General features: G+C 49.9%; 23 protein-coding genes. 10 read left to right on the top strand and 13 right to left on the bottom strand.

Features of this window, described 5'->3' with window-relative positions:
• Nucleotides 1-38: 38 nt before the first annotated feature.
• On the top strand, nt 39-656 hold the full coding sequence (locus DRJ53_RS18245; protein WP_123893688.1) for a hypothetical protein: 618 nt from the start codon (nt 39-41) through the stop codon (nt 654-656).
• Nucleotides 657-673: 17 nt separating this feature from the next.
• Nucleotides 674-1,378, top strand: a complete 705-nt coding sequence (locus DRJ53_RS18250) for a DUF4279 domain-containing protein (protein ID WP_114237098.1) — start codon at nt 674-676, stop codon at nt 1,376-1,378.
• A 122-nt stretch (nt 1,379-1,500) separates the two neighbouring features.
• Here DRJ53_RS18250 and corA read toward each other — a convergent pair whose 3' ends face one another.
• Both corA and DRJ53_RS18260 read right to left on the bottom strand, forming a co-directional pair.
• Nucleotides 1,501-2,598: a magnesium/cobalt transporter CorA gene (corA, locus tag DRJ53_RS18255; protein WP_241558615.1), complete on the bottom strand. Its 1,098-nt coding sequence runs from the start codon at nt 2,596-2,598 to the stop codon at nt 1,501-1,503.
• 91 nt (nt 2,599-2,689) lie between these two features.
• A complete protein-coding gene (locus DRJ53_RS18260) occupies nt 2,690-3,763 on the bottom strand; it encodes an iron-containing alcohol dehydrogenase family protein (protein WP_114237100.1) in 1,074 nt (357 codons plus the stop codon).
• Between the two features lie 189 nt (nt 3,764-3,952).
• Between DRJ53_RS18260 and DRJ53_RS18265 the strand changes: the two genes are divergently transcribed.
• On the top strand, nt 3,953-5,434 hold the full coding sequence (locus DRJ53_RS18265) for a M48 family metalloprotease (protein ID WP_204743275.1): 1,482 nt from the start codon (nt 3,953-3,955) through the stop codon (nt 5,432-5,434).
• 138 nt (nt 5,435-5,572) lie between these two features.
• Here DRJ53_RS18265 and DRJ53_RS21350 read toward each other — a convergent pair whose 3' ends face one another.
• Nucleotides 5,573-5,713 carry a hypothetical protein gene (locus DRJ53_RS21350; protein WP_155523225.1) on the bottom strand — a complete coding sequence of 47 codons (141 nt, stop codon included), beginning with the start codon at nt 5,711-5,713 and terminating at the stop codon, nt 5,573-5,575.
• Between the two features lie 278 nt (nt 5,714-5,991).
• Here DRJ53_RS21350 and DRJ53_RS18270 point away from each other — a divergent pair, with 278 nt between their 5' ends.
• Nucleotides 5,992-6,351, top strand: coding sequence for a nuclear transport factor 2 family protein (locus tag DRJ53_RS18270; protein WP_114237101.1), 360 nt, complete (start codon nt 5,992-5,994; stop codon nt 6,349-6,351).
• Nucleotides 6,352-6,483: 132 nt separating this feature from the next.
• A complete protein-coding gene (locus DRJ53_RS18275) occupies nt 6,484-7,533 on the top strand; it encodes a ferredoxin--NADP reductase (protein WP_114237102.1) in 1,050 nt (349 codons plus the stop codon).
• 7 nt (nt 7,534-7,540) lie between these two features.
• On the opposite strand, the gene kdsB is transcribed toward DRJ53_RS18275, so the two are convergent.
• From kdsB to DRJ53_RS18300, 5 genes are all read right to left on the bottom strand, one after another.
• Entirely contained in the window at nt 7,541-8,257 is a 717-nt protein-coding gene (gene kdsB / locus DRJ53_RS18280) for a 3-deoxy-manno-octulosonate cytidylyltransferase (RefSeq protein WP_114237103.1), read from the bottom strand.
• A gap of 87 nt (nt 8,258-8,344) precedes the next feature.
• Complete coding sequence (locus tag DRJ53_RS18285; RefSeq protein WP_114237104.1) at nt 8,345-9,532, bottom strand: toxin-antitoxin system YwqK family antitoxin; 1,188 nt, start codon at nt 9,530-9,532, stop codon at nt 8,345-8,347.
• Nucleotides 9,533-9,679: 147 nt separating this feature from the next.
• Nucleotides 9,680-10,375, bottom strand: coding sequence for an acetolactate decarboxylase (locus tag DRJ53_RS18290; RefSeq protein WP_206609824.1), 696 nt, complete (start codon nt 10,373-10,375; stop codon nt 9,680-9,682).
• Nucleotides 10,376-10,593: 218 nt separating this feature from the next.
• The gene (locus DRJ53_RS18295) at nt 10,594-12,486 is read right to left on the bottom strand and encodes a gamma-glutamyltransferase family protein (protein WP_114237106.1); all 1,893 of its coding nucleotides are present in this window, start codon (nt 12,484-12,486) and stop codon (nt 10,594-10,596) included.
• Nucleotides 12,487-12,521: 35 nt separating this feature from the next.
• The gene (locus tag DRJ53_RS18300; RefSeq protein WP_114237107.1) at nt 12,522-12,725 is read right to left on the bottom strand and encodes a hypothetical protein; all 204 of its coding nucleotides are present in this window, start codon (nt 12,723-12,725) and stop codon (nt 12,522-12,524) included.
• 108 nt (nt 12,726-12,833) lie between these two features.
• Between DRJ53_RS18300 and DRJ53_RS18305 the strand changes: the two genes are divergently transcribed.
• Nucleotides 12,834-13,145 carry a DUF3817 domain-containing protein gene (locus tag DRJ53_RS18305; RefSeq protein WP_114237108.1) on the top strand — a complete coding sequence of 104 codons (312 nt, stop codon included), beginning with the start codon at nt 12,834-12,836 and terminating at the stop codon, nt 13,143-13,145.
• A 21-nt stretch (nt 13,146-13,166) separates the two neighbouring features.
• Here the strand turns inward: DRJ53_RS18305 and DRJ53_RS18310 are convergent, their stop codons facing one another.
• The gene (locus DRJ53_RS18310) at nt 13,167-13,547 is read right to left on the bottom strand and encodes a hypothetical protein (protein WP_114237109.1); all 381 of its coding nucleotides are present in this window, start codon (nt 13,545-13,547) and stop codon (nt 13,167-13,169) included.
• Between the two features lie 138 nt (nt 13,548-13,685).
• On the opposite strand from DRJ53_RS18310, the gene DRJ53_RS18315 reads away from it, so the two are divergent.
• The 3 genes from DRJ53_RS18315 (at nt 13,686) to DRJ53_RS18325 (ending at nt 16,319) form a co-directional block, all read left to right on the top strand.
• Complete coding sequence (locus DRJ53_RS18315) at nt 13,686-14,468, top strand: hypothetical protein (protein ID WP_123893690.1); 783 nt, start codon at nt 13,686-13,688, stop codon at nt 14,466-14,468.
• A gap of 122 nt (nt 14,469-14,590) precedes the next feature.
• Complete coding sequence (locus DRJ53_RS18320) at nt 14,591-15,694, top strand: hypothetical protein (protein ID WP_114237111.1); 1,104 nt, start codon at nt 14,591-14,593, stop codon at nt 15,692-15,694.
• Nucleotides 15,695-16,058: 364 nt separating this feature from the next.
• Nucleotides 16,059-16,319 carry a hypothetical protein gene (locus DRJ53_RS18325; RefSeq protein WP_114237112.1) on the top strand — a complete coding sequence of 87 codons (261 nt, stop codon included), beginning with the start codon at nt 16,059-16,061 and terminating at the stop codon, nt 16,317-16,319.
• A 397-nt stretch (nt 16,320-16,716) separates the two neighbouring features.
• On the opposite strand, the gene DRJ53_RS18330 is transcribed toward DRJ53_RS18325, so the two are convergent.
• Both DRJ53_RS18330 and DRJ53_RS18335 read right to left on the bottom strand, forming a co-directional pair.
• The gene (locus DRJ53_RS18330; RefSeq protein WP_114237113.1) at nt 16,717-18,144 is read right to left on the bottom strand and encodes a SusD/RagB family nutrient-binding outer membrane lipoprotein; all 1,428 of its coding nucleotides are present in this window, start codon (nt 18,142-18,144) and stop codon (nt 16,717-16,719) included.
• A gap of 18 nt (nt 18,145-18,162) precedes the next feature.
• Nucleotides 18,163-21,222 (bottom strand): SusC/RagA family TonB-linked outer membrane protein, encoded by a 3,060-nt coding sequence (locus DRJ53_RS18335; RefSeq protein ID WP_162303922.1) that lies wholly within the window; start codon nt 21,220-21,222, stop codon nt 18,163-18,165.
• Between the two features lie 815 nt (nt 21,223-22,037).
• Between DRJ53_RS18335 and DRJ53_RS18340 the strand changes: the two genes are divergently transcribed.
• Nucleotides 22,038-22,472: a YdbL family probable chaperone protein gene (locus tag DRJ53_RS18340; RefSeq protein WP_114237115.1), complete on the top strand. Its 435-nt coding sequence runs from the start codon at nt 22,038-22,040 to the stop codon at nt 22,470-22,472.
• A 72-nt stretch (nt 22,473-22,544) separates the two neighbouring features.
• On the opposite strand, the gene DRJ53_RS18345 is transcribed toward DRJ53_RS18340, so the two are convergent.
• Both DRJ53_RS18345 and DRJ53_RS18350 read right to left on the bottom strand, forming a co-directional pair.
• Nucleotides 22,545-23,303 carry a LytR/AlgR family response regulator transcription factor gene (locus DRJ53_RS18345; protein ID WP_114237116.1) on the bottom strand — a complete coding sequence of 253 codons (759 nt, stop codon included), beginning with the start codon at nt 23,301-23,303 and terminating at the stop codon, nt 22,545-22,547.
• Nucleotides 23,300-24,187: a sensor histidine kinase gene (locus DRJ53_RS18350; RefSeq protein ID WP_162303923.1), complete on the bottom strand. Its 888-nt coding sequence runs from the start codon at nt 24,185-24,187 to the stop codon at nt 23,300-23,302. The genes DRJ53_RS18345 and DRJ53_RS18350 overlap by 4 nt, the downstream gene beginning before the upstream one ends.
• Between the last annotated feature and the right edge of the window lie 31 nt (nt 24,188-24,218).

Below are 24,218 nucleotides of genomic sequence, written 5' to 3' on the forward strand. Positions count from 1 at the left end.
GCGCGGTGTTCAGCGCCGCACACTACAAACATGCATGTATGAAACCAACTTTTTTTGTCCTCCTCTCCGCACTGCTGCTTACCGCCTGTGGCAATAATGCAGGCACCAAAAATGAAGGCATCGACACCGTTGCTGCAGCGGAAGAAACAGAAGCGGCCTGGGCAAAAAGTGCATTTCCCGAACTGTACACTTTGCTGAAATCGCAGGACGCCTCGTTTGACCCGGCCCTGTTCCAGGAAACGGAAGGCGGCACTGCCACGCCCCTGCCGCCGCGTTTTTTTGCACCGGAAGAGCTGGAACCTTTTCGCCCCTACCTGGTGTACAACAAGGACAGCAGCAAAGCCATCGACATGGTTTCGTACAACTACATCATCAAAAAAGGGGGCGGGCAGCCCGTGCTGGAGCCTGCCGGACCCGATACCGAAATTGGCGTGATTGACCTGCAAACAAACATGCGTACCCGCATTTTCTTCAGCGGGCCGGCCACCACCATCCGCGAGGGCAAATGGCTCGATGATAACACCGTGTTGCTGGGCGGCGCCGAAAGCCTCAGCCCCAACACCATCAGGCCTATTTTGGTGCGCATTAATCTGGAAGAAGCCAGCCTGCAGCGGTTTACTTATGCCGATAGTTTGCAGGGGCAGCTGAAAAAGTAAATGTTGGCAGAAATAGAATGGCAGATAATTTAATTATTGAAAGAGCAATAGAAGAACTCCAATCAAAGAGATTTGACACCACACAACAGCTTTTAGAAATTCATGAAGTTGTTTATACTGACAATAAACCGCAGATACTGCGAGTAGACACCGAAGCTCTTGACGGAACTGCAATTGTTTATTTCCCAATCGTAGGTGAGAAGTTTTATTTAGCTGTCTGGCTTGACACCAATCCAGTAGTTTCTATTCGGGCTGTTGCAACTGAAAATTACAACGCCGTCTATTTAAACGTCATATCCTACGATTTGAGTTTTGAAGCACTTTCATCATTGACAATCCTTAAGCCAACAAAGGGTTGGAGCAAAGGCGAAACAAGAAAATCAGGGAAATCATTTTATAATTTTTCGGCACTTCATTTTGAGCCCAATCCTGAACCGGACGAATTTGAAGACAAACTTCATAAACTCCTTAATTTTTTAGAACAAGACAAAGAGGGCATTGTAAAACTAACGGAGAGTGCCTCTGTTCAGGTTCAAGCAATAACAATATTTCATAATGGAAATACAATGCTTGGCGGTCACCACCTTGACAAAAGAGTAATAAAAAGACTTGCAGCCTTAAACCTTAATGTGGACTTTGATTTGTACGCAGAAGGAAACTTTTCAAAGATTAAACTTTTTCTGCCATCTCAGTCTTTTCGTCATGTGGATTACCAAACATGAAATAAATAAATACTTCTCAATTCGATTGTAAGTTAATGATCAACGCAGCATATTCATAAATACCCTCATGAATGTACAGCCCCGAACCGATGTATGGCAGGCGGCTGCTATCCGTTTTCATTTTAAAACCAGCCGCGCCGTTTGAACATCACCAGCATGGCCACAGGTATCAGCAGCATGGCACCCACGGCAGTGTAAAAACCCCACTGGTTGTGGGCGGTGGGAATCACGTCGAAGTTCATTCCAAACACGCCGCCGATAACGGTGGCCGGCGCCATCAGGCAGGTAACAATGGCCATTACCTTCATTACCTCGTTCATCTTCAGGTTCACGTTGTTTACATACAGGTCCTGCATCGAAATCATGATGTCGCGGTAGTTTTCGCTGAGGTCGTATGCCTGTATGATGTGGTCGTAAACGTCTTTAAAATACTTGGTGGTGCGGTCGTCGAGCAGTTCGCTTTCGGAGCGAATAATGCCACCGATAAGGTCGCGTACCGGGGCGATGTTTCTTTTTAAAACAATCAGCTCCTTGCGCAGGTAGTTGATGCGGGCCAGGGAGCGGGTATTGCTGTTGCGTATCACTTCTTCTTCGGCATGCTCAATGCGGTCGCCCAGCTTTTCCATGACAATAAAATAATTGTCTACAATGAGGTCAAGCATCGTGTAGCAGAGGTAATCGGCCCCACGCTGGCGCAGCTTGCTGGTGGCCAGGCGCAGCTTGTCGCGGATGGGGTCAAACACATCGCGGCTGGGATCTTCCTGGAACGTGAGCACAAAGTTTTTACCCAACACAATGCTTACCTGCTCCTGCTCCACGGCGTGCTGCTTGTCGTTGTAGTACAGCATGTTGAGCAGGCAGTACAGCGTTCCTTCTACCTCGTCCATCTTAGGGCGCTGGTGCAGGCTTAAAATATCTTCGATGATGAGGTGATGGATACCAAAATGCAGCCCAATGGTTTCTACGTCGCTTTTGCGCAGCCCGTCGATGTTGATCCAGCTTACCTGGTCGTTGTCCCGAAAGTCGAAGCTTTCGTGCACCGCCTTCAGCTCGGTTTGGTGCAGGTTGGCCGCATCGTAGTTGTACACCGTAATCTGGGTACGTTCGGCGTCGGTGCGGGTAATGTCATCGCTGGGTGTGGCCTGCAATATTTGCTTGGTACGCTGGGTGCCAAACAATACCGAAGGAACCAGGTAACGCAGGTATTTTTCAGGGCTCATAGAAATTCAAAAGTAAAAAGTCAAAATGCAAAAGGGTGCGCTAATGGTACAACGCATTTTTGAATTTCGACTTTTTACTTTTGAATTAAGCTTAAAGCTTTTCGTACAGTGCCCGCAGTTTTTCGCGGGTCATGATTTGTTCCCAATCCTTGCCCAATGCGTTTTCCCACAGCGGCTTCATGCCCAGCGATACATCGATCATTTTATCAAACTGCTCATCGGTGAGGCCTTTGGTAATGCCCTGCGGAATATCAAAGCCGCCCTTTTCCACCATGCGCTTAAACTCGGCCACGCCTTGCGGGTAATAGTCTTCGAGGTGGTTCATTACAATGCAGTTGCCCACACCGTGCTTGGTGCCCAGCAGGTAACTGAGGCCATAGCTTACGGCATGCGCCACGCCCACCTGGCTGTAGGCAATGCTCATACCGCCGGCGTATGAAGCCATCATCAGTTTATCGTCGCACTCCTCGTCCCAGGTATCTTTTTCCAGGAAAATGTACTGGCACAACTCCAGGGCTTTTTCGCCGTAGCTTTTGCTGAACTCGTTGAGGTAAGTGCCCTGCAGGCTTTCGATGCAATGGATGTAACAATCCATGCCGGTATAAAAACGCTGGTTGGCCGGAGCGTTGGTGGTCAGTTCGGGGTCCAGCACTATTTGGTCAAATGGGGTAAAATCGGAGTTCATGCCCAGTTTGCGGGTGGGGCCGGTAAGTACCGTGGTGCGGCTTACTTCAGCGCCGGTGCCGCTGAGGGTGGGGATGCCGGCTTTGTACACGCCGGGCATTTTTACCAGGTCCCAGCCCTGGTAGTCGGCCGAGGAGCCGGGGTTGGTCATCATCAGCGAAACAGCTTTGGCCAGGTCCATGGTGCTGCCGCCGCCAATGCCAATAACGCCGCTCACCTGTCCAAACTCGTCCTTCAGGCTTTGCGCCAGACCATCTACCTGCGTAGTTTTGGGCTCGTAGGTTACGTCGGCAAAAATTACTTTATCGTTGCCGCGCAGCGGAATGCGGGCCACCAGCGGTTTGCCTTCAAAAAAGTGGTCTACCAAAAACACCATGGGCTGGCCTTCTTTTCTGTGCGGCGCCAGAATTTCGTCGAGCTGATCAAAGGAACCGCGGCCATACACCACGTAGTCCACCATTTTGAAGTTGCGAAATTTCATATCGGGAAAAGAGTTTTTTTGAGGCCACAAATGTCGGGAAAATGGCTGGCAAGTCGGAAGTCAGATGTCGGATGTCCGAAGACAGCTGCCTGACGTTTCCCTGCCGACTTCAGACTTCTGACTTCCGACTGCTGTCCGTGGCATTGCTGTTGCATATTTTGCAGCCGAAAACCCTCAATCTAAAATAGCATGAAACAGAAACCCCGGCATATGAAAACCATTTGCCTTGCAGCGCTGATTGCCGCAGTGCCGCTTGTGTTTGAAAACTGTGCCCGCAACCCCGTAACCGGCAAACGCCAGGTGGCCTTTATTTCGGAAGAGCAGGAAATAGCCATGGGCAAAGAGGCCGACCCGCAAATCATTGCCCAGTATGGTTTGTACGAGAACCAGGCACTACAGGCTTTTATCAACGAAAAAGGTAAACAAATGGCTGCCGTGTCGCACCGGCCCGGCCTCAACTACCAGTTCCGCATTGTTGATTCCGACATCCTCAACGCCTTTGCCGTGCCGGGTGGCTATGTATATTTTACCCGCGGCATCATGGCCGCATTCAACAATGAGGCAGAATTTGCCGGCGTGCTGGGCCACGAAATTGGCCACATCACGGCCCGCCACACCGTATCGCAGCAAAGCAAACAGATCCTGGGGCAAATTGGCCTGATTGGCGGCATGATCCTGTCACCCACCGTGGCCCAAATGGGTGAGCAGGCCATGCAGGGCCTAAGCCTGCTGTTCCTGAAATTTGGCCGCGATGCCGAACGTGAATCGGATCAGCTGGGTGTGGAGTACAGCACCAAAATAGGATACGACGCCACCGAAATGGCAGGCTTTTTCAATACCCTCAAGCGCCAAAGCCAGGCCAGCGGCGCCGAGGAATTGCCCAACTTTTTATCTACCCACCCCGACCCGGGCGAACGCAATGCCACAGTGGCCCAACTGGCCCGTGAGTGGAAAGCTAAAACACCCGGTACCAATTACAAAGTGGGCCGCAACGAGTACCTGCGCCGCATCGACGGCATTATTTATGGCGAAGATCCGAAAGGTGGCTTTATGGAAGGCGGCGTTTTTTATCACCCCGAAATGAAGTTTCAACTGGCTGCCCCATCGGGCTGGCGCTATGCCAACTCGCCGCAACAGGTGCAATGGGGCGAGCCCAATGGCCGTGCAGCCATGATTTTGCTGCTGGCTCCGGGCAACAACCTGCAGCAGGCTGCGCAAACCGCCTTGCAGCAATACAACCTGAAACCGCTGGAAAGCCGTGAAGTATCGGTAAACGGGCTGCCCGCCATTGCAGTGGTGGCCGACCAGCAGGCGCAGCAACAACAGCAGCAAACCCAACAGGCGGCAGGCGTACGCACCCTCAATTATTTTATCCAGTACGGCGGTGCCGTGTATCACCTGGTGGGCCTGAGCAGTGCGGCCAATTTTGCCAACTACTCGGCGCTTTTTCAAAGCACCATGCAGGGCTTCAGGCAACTCACCGATGCATCGAAGCTGAACAAACAGCCGCAAAGGGTGCGCATCAAGACCGCGGCATCGGGCATGACGCTACAGGCCGCCCTGCAACAGCACCGGGTGCCGCAGGCACGCATGGAGGAAACAGCCATCCTCAACGGCATGGCGCTTACCGACCGCCTGGATGCAGGCATGATGTATAAAGTGATCGAATAAAAGAATCAGGATATTTGAAAAGGGTCTGCAGGTGCAGGCCCTTTTTTATGGGCAGTATTAAAAGGCACCTCAAGTGGCTGTGGCTTTGTTAGGGACCAATAAAAGGCCCCTTTGCAGCCAGTTGTGCCGTGTGTTCGGTTACCTTGTTTTTACATCCATGATGCCGGGTTGGCCAATCAGGACGGTGCTGGGCAAATTAGTGCTCGCATAAAATTGCTGGTGCACCTGCGGTGGCCGGAAATAAGGCATGCAAAAAATACAGGCTAATGCTAATAACATCACTACATGGTTTTACGCTGTTCAACAATGGCCATCTTTACTGGCGGCCAAACAAGGGTAGCAATGTTTTGCGGGCTGCGTATTGAGTTGCGTCAATACAAAGGCATGCATTCGTCAGCCAACCACCTGCTGAAAGCGTGATGATGTTGTGTGAAGACAGGAAACCATGGTTGCAGCCATCAAACAAAACAATTACCCTTTTATCAGCAACGGCCTATTTGATGGGATGCAGCTAGTTGCTACTTTAGAAGATTGTTATTTACCAAAATGCTATAATTTTGGAAGCCACTACAACCACCAAAATGCAGGCAACGCTGGATCATCATCTTGCCGCATTTGTTGCCGCAGACCTCGAGGAAATTGTAAAAGATTACAGCGATAACTCCGAGCTCCTAACACCCAACGGGGCTATGAAAGGAAAGAGCGCCATACAGGCTTTCTTTGCTGAAGTGTTTACCATTTTTCCCAAAGGCGCAACTTTCGAAGTAAAGCAAACATTGATTAGAGATGGCGTTGCCTACATTGCATGGAGCGGCCAATCCGATTTTGTAACCATTCCGTTGGGCACCGATCCATTCATCATGGAAGGTGATAAAATTTTGTATCAAACACTGGCGGCACATATTCTTCCAAAATAATGGCGGTGTAGCGCATTTACCGCTGCCCTACTCATCATCAACAATATTGAAGTTGCAAAAATCTTCCCTGTCCGGCACTTTATTTTAAGCACATAAGTTTGCATACAACATTGCGAACCCGTTTTACATTTTATGGAGCACAGGGAACATTATCACTACAAAACACTTCGCGTAACAGCCGTACACGAAGAAGCAAAAGACTTTAAAACCTTTGTGCTCGAAAGCGATGGAGACCTGGTGTATAAAAGCGGCCAGTACCTTACATTGGCGCTGCACGAGCCGGACGAAATCAGGCGTTCCTACTCCATCACTTCGGCGCCGGTGTTGAACGAGCCACTGACCATTGGGGTAAAACGCATTGCCAACGGCGTGTTTTCGCGCTACCTGTTTGAACGTGTGGAGCCGGGATCTGTACTGCATACCAGCGGGGCCGGCGGCTTGTTTATACTGCCCGAAAACATCAACCAGTACCGGCAGGTATTTTTTTTCGCTGCAGGTAGCGGCATCACGCCCATTTTATCCTTACTCAAAACTGCACTCCATGCACACCCACACCTTTCGGTGGTGCTGGTGTACAGCAACCCATCGCCGGAGCGGGCACTTTTTCTACACCCCATTCAGCAATTAAAAGAGCAGTTTGGCAACCGGTTTCACCTGGAGTTAATATTTAGCAACAACCCTGATCTCTATCGTGCCCACCTGCACCGCGACCTGATTTTATCTTATGTAAAAACGCTGGTACATCCGCATGCGGATACCACGCTGTTTTATACCTGCGGACCTGAAAGCTATATGCGTCTTTGCGTGTTTACGCTGCAGGGCGCAGGCATTGCGGCCCACCAAATCAAACGCGAAAATTTCATTACCCACACCCATAGTGCCGGCCGGGCCTTGCCCCCCGATGCAGCCACACACCATGCATTAATACAAGTAAACGGTATTGTGCAAAATGTAGCTGTTGCTTTTCCGCAATCCATTTTAAAAGCGGCGCAAAAAGCAGGCGTGCAGCTGCCTTATAGTTGCGAGGTGGGCCGCTGTGGCAACTGCGTGGCGCGGTGCACCAGTGGCACCGTTTGGCACTCGTACAACGAGGTGCTTACGGAGCGGGATCTAGAGAACGGGCTGGTACTTACCTGCGTGGCCCACCCGGTGGGCGGCGATGTGGTGCTGGAAATAAAATAGCAGTTGGTTACAGCAATTTGGCTGCTTTTTCCAAATCTTCCGGCGTGTCAATTTCTACGCCCATATAATCGGTGAGCACCATGCGCAGCGTAATGCCATTTTCGAGGTAGCGCAGGCATTCTATTTTCTCGGCAGCCTCCAGTGGCGACATGGGCCATGCGGTAAAATCCATCAAAGCGCTTTTGCGAAATGCATACACGCCAATATGTTCGTAGTAAGTAATGGCCGCCTCTTTATTGCGCGGATAAGGAATCACACTGCGGCTAAAGAACAGGGAATTCCAGGCCTTGTCCACACATACTTTTACAAAATTGGGATCGGCAATGGAAGCTTCATCTTGCAGCACCTGCATCAGCGATGCTACCTGAACAGAAGGTTCTTCAAATTGCTGCAACAGTTTTTCCAGTGGTTCGCGGGCCACAAACGGCGTATCGCCCTGCACGTTTACAATCACGTCCACATCCAGGCCCGCAGCGGCTTCTGCAATGCGGTCGGTGCCGCTTTCGTGTTCGCCCTTGCTCATGATCACCCGGCCACCCTCACGTTCTATTTCCTCGCGGATAATATCGCTGTCGGTTACCACCACTACTTCATCAAACAGGCCGGTGCGCACCGTTGCATGATAGGTATGTGCAATCACGGTTTTGGTTCCCAGTTGCTGCATCAGCTTTGCGGGAAAACGCGTGGCGGCGTACCGTGCCGGAATCATGGCGATCTTTTTCATAACAACAAAGGAAAGAAGATTGCATTAAAAAATGGCCGTGCTGCGTAAGAAGCATCATGGTGTGCCAGATACAATGATCAAAACGGATCATTGTATCTGGCAGTAATTGCGGATCTCTTTTGGAATTAATTTCGATACATAGGTTTCGGAATAGTCAAGTGCTTTTGCTGCCCGTAGATCCTGGCAAATAAGATCCCGTTCCGCCGGCGGAACACGCTCCATATCTGCAACGGTTAATGGAGCCAGCGTTGTACTGCTTTTTGCATTTCCTTTTGTAGCATCTGAAGGCCGGTATTGATACATGCGTGCCATTGCCCGGTGCACCAGTGCTTCCAGCATCAGGGGTTCTATTTGCAAAGCCCTATCGAAAGATGCCACAGCCCTGTCGAAACGCCTTTCAACCATCATCAGCAAGCCTTCTTTAAAGTGGGTGTCGTTGCTGGCACTATCTGCTTTTATAATGCGCAGCATTGCTTTGTTGGCTTCCCGAAGCGAACCGGCCTGGAGTTTTGTATAAAAAGTCGCGGTTTGATACGCTACTGTATATTGCCGCTCATCCGGAACCAGTACCCCGTATTGAACCAGGCGCTGCTGCTTTATTTTGCCGCTTGAATAGTAAACAATGGAAGTGTCGAAAGCTGTAGCCTGTTTGCGTTTCATCGTATCCTGCAGTTGTCCGGTGATGTAATAGCTGCTGCCTTGAAACACCACTTCGTCATTGGCAAGCTGGCGGCGTTGGACCAATGCTCCATTTGGGTAATACTCCTCCCAGGTGCCGTGTAGCAAGCCTTTCTGGTAATTGGCAATCTGCTTTATATTTCCGTTTTTAAAATAAACCCTTACCTCTCCGTGCAGCAGGCCATCTACCAGTGTGCCCCTGTTTTGTATTGTACCCCTGTTGTAGTAATCGATGTATGTGCCGCTATAAGGCCGGCCGTTGAGCGTCCACACGCCTTGCAGCACCTTCATGTTTCTTAGGCCCGGAATGCGCTTAAGGCTATCGGGCCGGGCTCTGTATTCTTTTGTAAAAACATAGACGATCTTATCCATGTCGGTCCATCCAAGCAGCACTAAACTGTCCTTATCTTTTAATTCCCTTGAGTCGGAGATATCTTCGCTTGTAATAACGTTCCACTCCTCCGGGTCCTGAAGAATCGGGATGGAATCGATAATATAAAGCGTTCGCTCTGGTGCTGTCTGTCCGTTTGCGCCTACAGCGCAAATCAGCAAACACGCCAACAGCATTACGGGGTTGTGTAAAATGGTGCTTTTCATGAGCAGTTAGTTGGTTTGTTTCATCCTGGCCGCACTCAATTCAGATCAAATAAGCATGACCAAAATGATATTTTAAAAATAAATGCCCCACGATACAGCAACAACAACTGCACCTAGTGAACGGAACGATGCATTGCTTGCTGCGTTTTATTCCGCAGGCAAATAAAGTTTCATGCTTCCTTTTTCAAACAACAGTTCGTCCACGTGTCCCATTTTCGCCCTATCGGCAGTAATCAAATGCATGTGCAGAAAAGTATCGTGGTGGGTAAATATCGCTTTATGTGTTGTTGAAAAAAAGCCAATAATATCGGATGTAGCATTGGTAACCTTATAGTTTTGCTGTCCGCGGTGCGCTTCATCCGGCGACGAAACGGTGGCGCCCTTGGGCAGGTTTACAATGTGGATGGCTGCACTTTTTACCGTACCGGAAAGCCTGAATAAAAAAGGGCGCTTTGCCCCTTTCGTCATCCTGTCAAGGTATTGTTCCAGCTGCGCAATGGTTTCAACGCTGTCGGGCAACGATTGCTCCTTCCATCGTGCAATATTGGCGTAACCGAAAAACGGCGCTTTGATGTTATAGGTTTCTTCCACCCGCATGGCCGTGTCGCCCACAACAACCGACTTATATGCTTTGCCATCAATGACCAATATTTCTCCTGACAGATATTCGACCGGCCCAAAACCGTACAGGGCATTTTTGTTGGCAATCGTGTCGAGGTAGATTTTTCCCTGCAGTTCGCCTTTCCACATTACATCCCTCATTTGCCCTACAACCTTTACTTCATTTACCTGTGCCTGTGCCGCACTGCTTGCCGATAATATAATTGCAAGCACTAAAATCATCTTGCCATAATTCATTCTGGATACTGATTATTTCCGTTACACAACTAAATTCTTTCATTGCAATTCATCGCACTACAAATCATTCATCACTCATCATTCATAATTTTCTACCGACGGCTGTTTCCTTCTTCACTCTACACTCCTTGCTCCTTGTTCGATATTCTTACCCAACTTCATCATTCGTCTGTTCCTTGTTCATCTGTTCTTCTGTTCCCCTGCTACCATCCAATGCCATAATCCTCTCCATGATTCGAACTTCCGCCCCACAGCGTTCCGTGTTTCCAATCAAAATAAATAGCATTGATGGGGCCGCTGGTGCGGGGTTGCATGGTAGGCCGGTAGCCCATTTTGCGCAGTTCGGCAAGCACCCAGGGCGGCGTTTGCTCCTGCACAATAATGCTTCCGGGCACTGGCTGGCGGTCGGCGGTTTTTTCGCCACCCAACGAAAGCCACAGTTGGTTTGAATTAAAATTAGCCGCCTCGGTGGCTTGTTGCACCGTCATGCCAAACTCCACCATGTTCAGGAAAAACTGCAGCAGGTTTTGATCCTGCGTATCGCCGCCCTGCACCGCAAAAGAAAGAAAAGGCTTGCCCCCCTTCAGTGCCAGCGAAGGCGTTAGCGTAACGCGGGGACGCTTGCCCGGTGCCACTACGTTGAATGGGTTGAGCGACGAATCAAGCACAAAGCTTTGCATGCGCTGGCTCATGCCCACGCCGGTGTTGCCCGCAATGGTAGCCGGCAGCCAGCCGCCACTGGGGGTAATGCTCACCACCCAGCCTGCACTGTCGGCGGCTTCTACGGTAGTGGTGCCGCGCAGGTAGCGGTCCATGTAAGCGTCGTTCAAAATAGCCGATGTGGCGTCGTGCACCGGCACCACGCTTCGGTTGCGCACCGGAGTAGTATCCATGCTAAAGCCGCGGCCGCGCAGCAGGTTCAGGTATGGGTTGGTGCGTCCTTCAAAAGGATAAGGATCGCCCGGCCCAATCTTCGGATCGTTGCGCATTGGATTGATAAGCGCTGCGCGTTGTTTTGCATAACGTTTATCCAACAAACCTTTGATGGGCTGCTGTGGTGAAAAGGCGGGATCACCGTAATAAAAATCGCGGTCGGCAAAAGCAAGGTTCATTGCCTGGTACAATGTGTGGATGTACTGCGCCGAATTGTACCCCATGCCTTTCAGGTCAAAATTTTCCAGGATGTTGAGGGCCTGCAGCAGCATCGGCCCCTGCGTCCATTGCTGCAGTTTATATACATCAATGCCTTTGTATGCTGTTTTCAGCGGCTCTTCTTCAATGGGCTTCCAACGGGCCAGGTCTTCCATCGTAATGAGGCCGCCCTGCTCCTGTGCACCACGTACAAATTCTTTGGCAATATCGCCTTTGTAAAAACGGTCGTAAGCTGCGTAAATGGCTTGCTTACGGCTCTTTTTTTGCCTTAGCGCCTGCTGCTCCGCCTCCACCATTTTGGTCAGTGTTTGCAGCAGGTCGTTTTGCACAAAAATTTCACCGGCCTCCGGTGCCTCACGTTGCTGCCCCAGGTGCGGCAAAAACACTTTCTTGCTATAGGGCCATTCTTTAATGCGGGCTTTGTTGCTTTCCATCTGGTTGGCCGTTTGCGCTTCAATAGGATAGCCTGCTGCCAGTTGCATGGCAGGCGCCAGCACTTCTTTCAAACTTAGGGTGCCGTACTCGGCCAGCATGTAGCAGATGCCGCCCGGTGTGCCCGGCGTGGTGGCCGCCAGCGGGCCATACTCGGGCGGGAAATTGTAGCCTTTGCTCTTGAAAAACTCCGGCGTGGCGCCGGTAGGTGCCACACCCATGGCGTTGATGGCAATTACTTTTCCTGTTTTGGGATTATAAATCAATGCTTGCGTTTCACCGCCCCAGCTCAATACATCCCACATGGTGCAGGTGGCGGCCAGCATGGCGCAGGCCGCATCTACAGCATTGCCGCCTTTGCCAAACACCATGGCGCCGGCCTGTGCCGCCAGCGGCTTTCCGGTAATGGCCATCCAGTGCCGGCCGTGCAGCGGCGGCTTTTGTGTAGCCTGTGCATGGATGCTGCTGCCGCAAATAAGCGTACCTATTAAAACACACCACAACTTTCGCATAACGGGTAATTTACTGTTGAACAAACAAAAAGGATTTAAGGTGTACTGATGCGAAAGCCAAGGCCGGTGCCCATGTTGGCTTCTTCGTAAAAAATGGTGATGGTGAGGATTACCTGTCCGCCGGCGTCGGTGCTTTGCGATTGCAGCACATGCGATATGCGGCTGCGTTGCTGTTGCATCCAGTCCACCACTTCGGTTTGCAGGGCCTGCGGCGTGCCCGAAAATATTTTGAGCTGCATACAAAAACTTGTTTGCCCCAATATACGCAGGTCTTTTTTCGCAGCCCTTTAACAAGGTAAAAAATAAGGCCGCTCCTGCCTCATGGCGGCGGGGCTTATCTTCGCCGCATGAACGAACATCCAACCGTAAAGCGGCTGCGTGTGCTGGGCTACCTCGAAGCTATTTCATGGCTGCTCCTGTTATTTATTGCCATGCCCCTCAAATACATCTGGGACATGCCACTGATGGTGCGTTATGTGGGCTGGGCACACGGCATCCTGTTTATCTTGTATTGCCTGCACCTGTTGCTGGCCAAGGGCATTTTGCGGTGGTCGTTTGGTAAAATGGTGTTGGGTGGTGTTGCAGCTTTTTTCCCCTTTGGTACACTTTGGTTCGACAAAAAAATTGAGCGGTCGGAGCAGGTGGTGCAACGTTCGTAACACACCGAAGTGCGGCTTTGATTATTCCGAAACTTCGAGCCAGTACACATCCGAGCCATTGCGGGTAAGTGGCCCAATCATCAGGCCGCCGGGTTCAGGTATTTCTTCTAGCAGGGTAAATGTGCTGCAGTCGCGGTCGAGCCCATCAAACACCAACGTAAAGCGGTGGCCGGCCTGTGCCAGTCCCCAGTCGGGGTAAGATGCAATACCGAATGCCTGCACCAGCTGTTTGCGTACACCATTTTGCTGCACCAAATATGTGCTGGGCCAAATGCGGATGAATGAATCTTCTACCAGCGTGCAGTGCACAATGGTGGTGCGTTCTTCCTGTTGCAGAAAGTCCACTTCGATGGTAACATCCGGCGAAAAAACGGGCCGGGTAATATTAGGTGTTTCGGTCATAGACGCCCCAAAATTACGGAGCTGCACGGCACCGGCAAACGCTGGTATTGGTATTGCTATAGTGGCGAAGCATTTGTGCCGAAAAACGGGTGCATCCCGCACAGCAATGTTTCTGCAGCAAAGGCGTTAATTTCAATAATGTTCCGGCTGCTCACCATAGCGCTGTTTTGCTGCACCATGCATGCTACTGCCCAAGACCTGAGCGGATTTTGGAAAGGCACGCTTACTATGAGCGGCGGTTGTTTTCCCGAAAACCACATCGAACTACAGATCAACATCAACGGCGGCACCGTATCAGGCAATTCATATCACTACCTCGACGTACACAATTACGTAAAGAAAAGTTTCACCGGCGATTACACACCTGGCGAAAAAAAAATAACGGTGAACGAAGGGATGGTGACTACGTTCAAAATTCCACCGCATTGTATTGTGTGCATCAAAAACTACACATTGGTGTATAGCCGCCAGGGCGATGAAGAAGTGCTCACCGGCGTATGGAACGGCACCATCATGAACAGCAGCGCACCTTGCCAACCGGGCAGCATTGTATTGCGGCGCATTGCCAAATCAGCCTTCCAGGAAATACCGGAAATTGCCGTAGACACTGGGCAGGTACGCCTCGATTTTTATGACAACGGCGAAATTGACGGCGACTCTATTACCGTATTGGTGAATAAAAAAATGGTGCTGCAGCACCAAAAGCTCACGGCCCAACCCATTACTACTTATTTGCAAGTAACGGCCAGCACCACTTTTTTTGAAGTGGAAATGGTGGCCGAAAATCTTGGATCTATTCCGCCCAATACGGCGGTGCTCATCATCACAGCCGGCGTTAAGCGCTACCAGTTATTTCTTGCGTCCAGCCCCACCAAAAGCGCCTTTGTACGGTTTGTGTACGAACGGGCGGCACCGTTGTAACTGTGCCTGCATTTTTACCAATTACTCATGTTCACCGTTCATTTTGGCGCATCCATCGTGCAGCAAAGCTTGCACCTGCGCGGTTGTGCTATATTTGGTGCGCAAAAACCGCCCGGATAAAAATGCCGCTCCGCACTACTGCTGCTGCCCACACTACACAACAAGATGCCTTTGCACAAGGCATCAAAAGGGCGTTTGGTAAAAACTACTTATTGAAGTTCCGGCTGCTGCTTTGTTTTTTGGTAGTGGCAAATATTACATCGGCGCAGCAGAAAGGGATGAGCCTGGAAAAGCTTATGGATCTGGGCTTGCTTACCGAAGCGGCGTTGCAAAAAACAATGGCTAAAAGCGGCTTCCAACTGGCCGAAATGGATACAGCCATTCATTTTGAAAAGCGCACAAAAAACGGAGTGCTGGAAAAATCCATTTCGCTTGTGCGTACAGAGCAAAACATTTGGGTGCAACTAGCCACTACCAACACCGAAGAATTTGCCCAACTCAATAAGGAACTGGTGCGCCAGGACTTTAAATACGCACCGCAGAAAACAGTGATGCCCGGCGTATTTGAATGGTATCAAAAAGGACCGTGGACGGCAACGCCTGCAGTGGTGCAACAGGATGGCCGCAATTGGTACCGCATGGCACTGCAACTGACCAAACTGCCACAACCTGCCGACATCCGGTACCTAGAAGATCTGGCCTTGTTGCAATCGCATGAACAACTGGCTGCAGTGTTTGGGCCCTCGCTGGTGCGCCGCGATGTTTTTTATTTTACCGAAAATGAACTGAGCAAATGTTCGGTACTTTTTCCCAACACATCGCGGCAGGTAATTGTGGTATGGAAAGACGAATTATACAGCCGCGGCATATCGCTGTTGATTGTGGGCGGCACCATGCAGGGCCGAGGATCGGCGCCGGCATATTTCAACGAAAATGGCCAGAACCAATGGCAATCGAAACAAGGACTTTTTGTAGGACTACCGCTACGCCAGTTGCATGAAATCAACGGCGGCCCGCTTGAATTTTTTGGTTGGGAAACCGAAGAACCCGGCCTGGTTGCTTTGCACAATAAAGGTGCGGTCAATTTTAAAACACTGGGTGTGCAGTTGCATTGTATCGATTGCAACGAAGACCGTTTTTATTCCGATAAACCGCTGCTCAATTCTTCAGTACTGCTGCAACAATCCCGCAGGGTGTATGTGCGTACCATTGTGCTAAAACCTTGATCGAAACGCTACTGCTTTTTCTGTTTTTCGAACCAGTTCTTTAAGCTGTTGTAATGTGTTCGAACATCACCTTTTCATAAATATCCTTCACTCGCTGCCAACCCAAAAACGATTTGTTCCTTACGAGTTGTGCACATAAAAACTGCTGCGCTGAAAAGAATATAATTTATTTATAATAAATATTTTGTGATGAATATTGCCCAGCGGCTGAGGTATGTTTTCCACAAATTAAAATTAATTTGACTACCTTAGAATCCATCGCAAGCATCCCAACCCCTTTAAAACAGGCTGATCCTTATTGTTTCTGTACACTATTGTTTACGGCACTCCTTTTGTGTCATCTATCAACCTGTAAATCACCAACATGACCCAGAAAAAGTTTGCATCGATGGATAGAGCGCAGCAACGGGTGTACCTGCTCACCGAAGGCACCTTCCTGGCAGAGCGCAGCACCGCAGCGTTCGACCTGATGCTGTACGACCTGAACGGGTTTTATGTTGAGGCCGCTTTTTACAAACAAACCAACCGCGTGGCTTACTTCAAAGTGTTGCACAACAGCGATGCATTGGAACATTACTTAGCCGATATTAACCTGGATGGTTTGCTGCAGGAGTTGCCCTTTTAAGTAAATACTATTTACAAAACAAAGCGCTTCATTTTCTCTTTATACGAATGCAAAAAGCGGGACCGAAAGGCTCCGCTTTTTTGTTGCTATTAATCACTTGATTGTACTACTTGGGTGGCATTTGAATGCGTACTACAAATCAACTCACTACTCACATTTTTTGCAAATAAAAAAAGGCAGTAGAAACTGCCTTCGCTTGTACAATCAGAGTTGCACATGAGAAAAATATGAACCTGTTGATTATGATTACTGGATGATTGCAAACAACACCAAATAAACGCTAGCTGTTGTTTGCAAATCCAAATTACATCTTCATTGAAATGCATCGTCCAGGCAATCAACTCAACGGGCATAATACATTATCGAAGCCGTATTATTTGTTGCTTAAACAACTGCACTACGGTGCATCCCACCACACCCGCTCTTTCAATGCTTCAATAGGCACCGGCACACCAGGACCGGCTTCCAGCGATTGGCGGTTCAGGTTTATTTCCAGTTGCGGCAGCGGCAGGCTGCGTGGAATGATGCCATTGGTGCGGCTCACCGCGGCACCCGTCAGTGCCGGAAAGCCAGTGCGGCGCCAGTCGACCCATGCTTCATACGAACCCTGCAGCATCGTGATCCATTTTTGCTCGATGATGCGCTGCAATGTATTGTTGAAAGCAACGGCTGGTTTTGCCAGATAACCCGCTGCTTCCGAACCAATGCTCAGTGCATTAAAATCGGCGGTGATGGCCGCGTTGTAAGCAGTGGCAGCTTCTGCGGTTTTACCTTCACGCAGCCGCACTTCGGCAATGATAAACTGTACCTCGGCAAGGCTTAACAATACAACCGGCGAATTGATGGAAGCATAAGCAGGGCCCACTCTTGAATACAAGCTTTCACCGGCATCATCTTCATCGCCACCTGGTATGTTGCCCAGGTACTGGCCTGCATTGGTGCCTGTTTTTACGGCTAAAAAATAACGTGGTATCCGCGGGTCGCTCAACGCTTTCATTTTGTCAATGATGGTTGTTGCAACCGCCATGTCTTTACGGCCGGAGAGTACATCAAAGCCATAAACCGGGTTGGCGTTGGCGCTGCTGCTGCCATACACCACCTGCGCATTTTCGTTGTTGGCACTGATCAATGCCGGAGATGTATTGAGGAATGCTGCAGCTGCACCGGGCTGCCGTTTGCTGAGATGATTGAGCAGGCGCAGCTTTAGCGAGTTACCAAATTTTGCCCAGCGTTGCATATTGCCGCCATACATCAGGTCGTCTGTACCAACGCTGCCACCAGTGCCCGATTGCACATTGGCCACACCCGCATCGATCATGCTAACGAGGGCCGGGTAAATGTCTTCCTGCCGGTCGTATTTCGGTGTCAGGTTCGCATCATCCATCAGCGCTTCGCTAAAAGGAATATCTCCGTACAAATCGGTGAGCACACTATAGCTATAAGCCATCAATAGTTGCGATACACCCACATACATCGAGTCGCCGGTGGCCCTTGCTTGTACCTGCACGCCTTTCAGGTCGCGCAGCACCACGGCATACATCGCCGACCAAATACCATCCGATTCGGCGGGGCCAATGTCGTATTGGTTGTATTGCAACGGCTGGTTGCGGTGGCCGCCATAATGTTGTATAATGTTGCCTGCAATACGGTTGACCGTGCCGCCAATGGTATAACCCAGTTGCACCTGCGCTGCGGGCAGCAACAGGCGTTTATCTACCACGGTTGGAAAGTTCGGATCCTTATTGATGTCGAGGGTTTTTTCGCAGCTAGTTGCCCCTGTCAGTAGCAAAATCGCTGCAAGCCCCTTGTATATAAATCGGTTCATGCTGTATGCATTAATGTTTTAAAAAACCAGTTTTACATTGAAGCCTACGCTGCGCAATGTGGGGAAAGCCATACGGGTAGCACCCTGCCCGTTGTTGGTACCAAACGAGCTTGATTCAGGATCAACATGCGGCACATTTGTATGCATCCACAGGTTGCGGCCATAGATGCCTACTACCACGTTTTTGATGGACTTGCTGTTGGGCAGCAGCCAGTTGTAACTCAGGTTGGCTTCGCGCAGCCGCACCCAGTTGTTTTCATACACATACTCTTCGTTGCCTTGCGCAAAATTCCACCAGGTCGCGTTGCGTTTCACCGCGGTTTCGTTGGGCTTGCCATCGCTTTGGCGCACACCCGGGAAAATGAAATCTTCCTCGCGGCTTTCTGTTTTTTTGGTAACGCCATAAAAGTCGAGCAACTCCTCGGTGCCGTTGTAGATATAACCACCCTGGCGAGTATCGATCAAAAAGTCGAGGGAGAAATTTTTAAACGTAAGCGTGTTGCGCAAACCACCGGTCCAGTCGGGCTCGATATAACCTAGGTTTACACCATCGGCAAACAGCGGAAAGCCATCGTCATCCACCAAAATATTGCCTGCATCATCGCGTTGGTAAGCCGTACCAATGATGGAGCCATAGCGCTGGCCTTTTACTGCAAAAATGGCGGGGTTGCCATCAAAGCCACCCAGGTAAATCTGGTCCACACCGGGATAGGTTTCTTCTACTTTGGAGCGGATGCGGCTAAATGTAATGGTGCTGTTCCAACCAAAATTTCGGCTACGCACCGGCGTTGCATTCAGGCTTACTTCAATACCTTTTACACGCGTTACACCGGAATTCACTACAAAGTTAGTAGCGCCTGCTGCAGGCGACACATCGAGGGGCACAATACCATTATCATTTTTATTGCTAAACCAGGTTGCTTCCAGCGCTATGCGGTCGCGGAAAAAGCGCAGTTCCGTTCCAATCTCCACCTCTGATGTGGTTTCTGCTTTTAGGTTGGGATTGTTGATGATGTTGCTGGTGGTGTAACCCGCAACGCCATTGAACGGAAAAGAAAGCGGCGCACTGGATGCCACAAAACCATCACCAAAACCTGCAGCCACCGTATTGCCCGGCACTACAAAATAGTTGATGACCTGGTATGGATTGGGATCGCGTGAAGACTGTGCAAAACCGGCGCGGATTTTACCATACGATAGCACGTTTTTGCTGCCCTTGATGGCTTCGGTAAAGATGAACGATGCATTGACACCGGGATAAAAATAACTGCGGTTTTGCTGCGGCAGTGTCGACGACCATTCGTTGCGTGCCGTAAGACCGAGGTACAGCATATTGCGGTAATCAAACTTCAGGTCGCCAAACACACCAATGAGGCGGCGCAAAGTAGTGAACTCGTAATTGGGATCAAACGACGACACGTTGTTCATGTGCGGGATGCCTGCAGAAATAAGTGCAGTGCCCGTTTGCGTATAATTTTTCAACCTGCGTTGGTTAAAATCCTGTCCGCCGGTAAATGCAACACCAAAGTCTTCGCTCAGGCGCTTGTTGATGTTGAGCAATACAGTGGAAGTGATTTCCTGGCGATTGATATTATCGTTGTACAATGCGCCGTTGGGATAGCTGCCGGTGTTGATGTCGCGAAATGATTTGCGGTCGTCGTTGAGTTGATCTAAACCCAAACGATACGTAACATCAAGCCATGACGCCACCTTGTAACCAAGCGTCAGCGCACCGATCATGCGATCGTTTTGCGTGTTGAAAAAAGTTTTGTTCACGGTCCACAACGGGTTGTCGAACGATCCGCCGCGGAAGTTGATCTGTGAACCATTTGGCCGCACATAGCCAAAGCGGTTTATATCCCACGAAATGGGCATATTGAACAGGGCAAAGAACGGGTTGTTGCCGCTTTGTCCCAGGTAAGGCACATCGCCCCAGGTGCGGATGTAATTTAAATTCAAGCCCACATTGAGGCGGCTGGTTACCTGGTTCGACACATTGAGGCGTGCACTGGCTTTGTTGTAATCCTGGTTGGGCACAATGGATTGCTGCCGCGAATGGCCCAGCGATAAAAAGTAGTTTACGTTTTCCCGCGATTGCGCCACAGACAGGTTGTTGTTGATGGTAACACCGGTTTGTAAAAAATCGGCGCGGGGATCGTAAGCCCGCAGCGTGATGCTGTCGCCAACTGCATTGCTGAATACTTTTTGCCCCTGTATGCGTGGCCCAAACGAACGGGAACCGCCCTCCTGGTATGCGGCTGCCGTACCGCCCTGCGCGAATGAAGTTTGAAAATCGGGGAGCTTTAAAGGGTTATCAAAACCAGTGGTGCTGTTGAACGTAATAACCGGTGCACCCTGCCGTCCACGGCCCGATTTGGTAGTGATGAGGATAACGCCATTGGCGCCGCGGTTGCCATACAACACAGAAGCGGCAATGCCCCGCAAAATAGAAATCGATTCAATGTCTTCGGCATTTACATCGGCCACGCGGTTGGGCGTGCTCACCCCTTCCACTTCGGTGTAGCCGCCGCTGCCGTCGTTGGCGTTGGATACAGGGATGCCATCAATTACAAACAGCGGCTCGTTGTTGCCGGTAATGGATTTAGCACCGCCCCTGATGGTGATGCGGGCAGCCTGCCCTGGTGCGCCACCGCTGGATACTACCTGCAAACCAGCTACACGTCCGTTGAGGCTGTTCACCAGGTTTTGGTTGTTCGACTTGGTGAGCTGTTCGCCTTTTACTTCTTCAATGGCATAGCCCAGTCCGCGCCGTTCGCGCCGAACGCCCAATGCAGTTACCACCACTTCGCTGAGCTGGCCGCTTTGCACCTGCAGCGAAATGTTGACGTTGCTTTCAGCGGTAAGCTTTGTTTGCTGTGTTACAAATCCAACGGATGAAAAAATAAGCGTGTTTCCGGTTGCGGCCTGGATGGAAAAGCTGCCATCAGCAGCGGTTTGGGTTGCCACATTGGTGCCCTGAACCGATACCGTAGCGCCACTCAATGGGTTGCCGTTGGCATCGGTTACACGGCCACTGATGGTGCGCTGCTGCGCCATCAGCATGAGGCTGACCAACATGCATAAACAAAGGGTAAACAAATTCCGCATAACGTTGATTTAGATGATTGTTGCAAAAAGGACAAGCAAACTCTTTGATTTGCTGATGCCACCGGCGCACTTATTTACCGAGGCGTGAAAGAAGCATACTGAAGCAGGGAAAAAGGGGAGTTGGGAGTGGAAGAGTTGAGAGTAGCGAGTTATAGCTATGAGTAGGCATTGAGTTAGTTGAGTATTGAGAACTTTAATTGAATAAAAGCAAAGTGCTGTACTAGGTCGAGATAGTGCAAACAGGAAATTTCTTTCCTTCAGACGTTTTTACATTTTCACTTCGGAAAATAAGCCGAGAAAACAAGCTCAAAATTAATGTCAGGCAAATGTTGGGATTGTTCTTTGATGCGGCATTGGTGTTACTGTGGTTGTTACAGCAGAACAATATTTACCAATGATCCAAATGTTTCAACAGTCAAATTTTAAACATTGCTTTCACCCCTTTAAACAAGCACTTCAAGAACCAGTTTCATAACCGGCCTTGCTGCCTACTCACTACTCCCAACTGTCAACTCCCAACTCTTCCTCTACCGCTTATCACGCCGCAAGGCAACTGTTAAACACATTTAACAGCACTTACCGCTTGTACCGCCGTCATTGTTTATTGCCACTTTTACGTGCTTCGGGCCATGCAAATAAGGTTTGGGAAAATGGTGCAAAATAAGCGGCCGCTAATATGCGTAAAACTGCTTACCGCTGGTGCAAAAACGGTTTTTACCGTTGCATTGAGCAGGTAATTTAGCTGCAACAACAAACATTATTGCTAACACTCAATTCACCCGGTCATGAAAAAACTTCTTTTAGCAGCAGCGCTTTTTATTTCAGCCAGTGCATTTGCCCATACACCCGCAGTTGATGAAGCAGTAGAAAAACTGTTTCGCGAAAGCTTTCCTACCGCCAGCAAAGTGCAGTGGTACGATCGCCAGAATGGTTACGAGGTGCTGTTCATTCACAACCAGGTGCAGTGCCGCATTCAGTACGACCTGGAAGGAAACATGCAGCACATGCGCCGCGATTATAATGAAGACGGATTGCCGCTGTTCATCATTGGCAATGTAAAAAAACAATATCCCAGCAAAAAAATATACGGCGTTACCGAGATCACCACACCCGAAGGGTTGAACTACCACATCATACTCGAAGACCAGAAACATTGGACGTTCATTGAGTCCAGCTCCGGTGGCTACCTGAGCCATGTAAAACGCCTGCGCAAAGCCTGATCATCAACGATACATACAATAAAAGCGGCACCCATAAAGTGCCGCTTTTATTTTCATCAATACATGTTATAATCAAGCGCCGGCAATCCACTTGCGAAACTCCGGTGCAGTTTCCTGGCTTACAATGACCACATGCTGCACTTCGGGTAAGGTGAGCTCTACCTGCAGCTTTACCCGCTCATATGACTTGAATGAACGGATAAAATTGATGTTGACAATATACTGCCTGTTTACCCGGAAAAACATCTGGTTGTCGAGCTCGCTTTCCATCTCGCCAAGGTTCTTGTCCGACAAGTATTTTTTACCACATTTATCCAGCACGTACACCAGTTTGTTTTCGGTGTAGCACAGCACAAGATCGGCGCAGGGCAGCGACACATATTCCACGCCGCGCTTTACCAAAATGCGGTTGCGTTTTTTCACACCCAGTTGTCCCAGCAGCGGCTCCATCAGCTGCCTCGAGTTGAAATGCTGCTGCAGCCTGCGGTATTTCTGCAACGCCTTTTCCAGATCGTCAGCACAAACGGGTTTTAATAAATAATCAATGCCGTTGTGTGCAAATGCACTGAGCATAAACTTATCGTACCCGGTAATAAAAATAACCGGCGCAGCCACCGGCACCTGCTGAAAAATGTGAAACGAAATCCCATCGGGCAGTTGCACATCGCTCAGGATGAGATCCGGCGCGGGATGGTGCAGCAAATAATGCATTGCCTGCGCCATGCTGGTGAGCACAGCTTCCACTTCCACATCGGGGGCTACCTCTTTGAGGGTGCGCACCAGTTCGGTGCTTACCGCTTTTTCATCTTCAATAATTACAATGCGGCTCATAGGTTTTGTTGTTTGATTAAGGGTAATGTAACGCTGTAGTGATGCTCGGTTTCCTGCACCACAATATCCAGATTGCACAACAGGCGGTAGTGCTGGCGCAGGTGCGGCAGCCCAATATGCGTGCTTTCCACTGCAAACGAATGGCGGCGCAGCTCGTTTTGCACCACTACGTTGGAGTCAATCACTTTTACACAAATATTGAGGGGTTCCCGCTCCGAAAAGCGGTTGTGCTTGATGGCATTTTCCACCAATAGTTGCAACGAGCAGGGCACAATCATCACCGTTTCGGTAGTACTGGGCAATTGCAGGTGCAGGCGTACGCCATTATCATAGCGTATTTGCAGCAGGTAAAAATAATCTTCAATAAAGCGCAGCTCATCGTGCAATGAAATCAGCTCACGGTCTTTGTTGATGAGGAAATATTTGTAAACCTGCGCCAACTTTTGGGTAAATGCACGGGCCGTTTCCGGCGCCTCGCCGGTAAGATGCGAAACGGTGGTGAGTGCATTGAAAATAAAATGCGGATCGAGTTCGGCTTTCAGTGCGGTGATCTCGGCTTGTACCCGTTCGCGGTCAAGCTGGTCAACTATTTTCACATCCAACTCCCGCTCTTTCGATAAAAAAATAGCTTCGTACAACAGTGCCAATAATAATCCAAGGCCGCCGTACAGCAACCCACAGGTAAGAGTAACCGAAATTTGATGGCTACCCAAAGCCAACTGCTGCCACAAGCCGCCTGCTGCGCATCCCAACACAAACGATAAGCCTACCGAAGCCATCGCCAGCGCTAATATTTTACGGGCAAAAGCATCACGCAGCAATGGTGCAGTGCGCAGCCTTGCAATCATGGTAGCAACCGCTTGCCACACGGCCAGTGAGGCCATGGTAAAATAAAGCAGTGTAATAAGTAAACGA

This window comes from Paracnuella aquatica (assembly GCF_003332885.2).
Taxonomy (GTDB): Bacteria; Bacteroidota; Bacteroidia; order Chitinophagales; family Chitinophagaceae; genus Flavisolibacter; species Flavisolibacter aquaticus.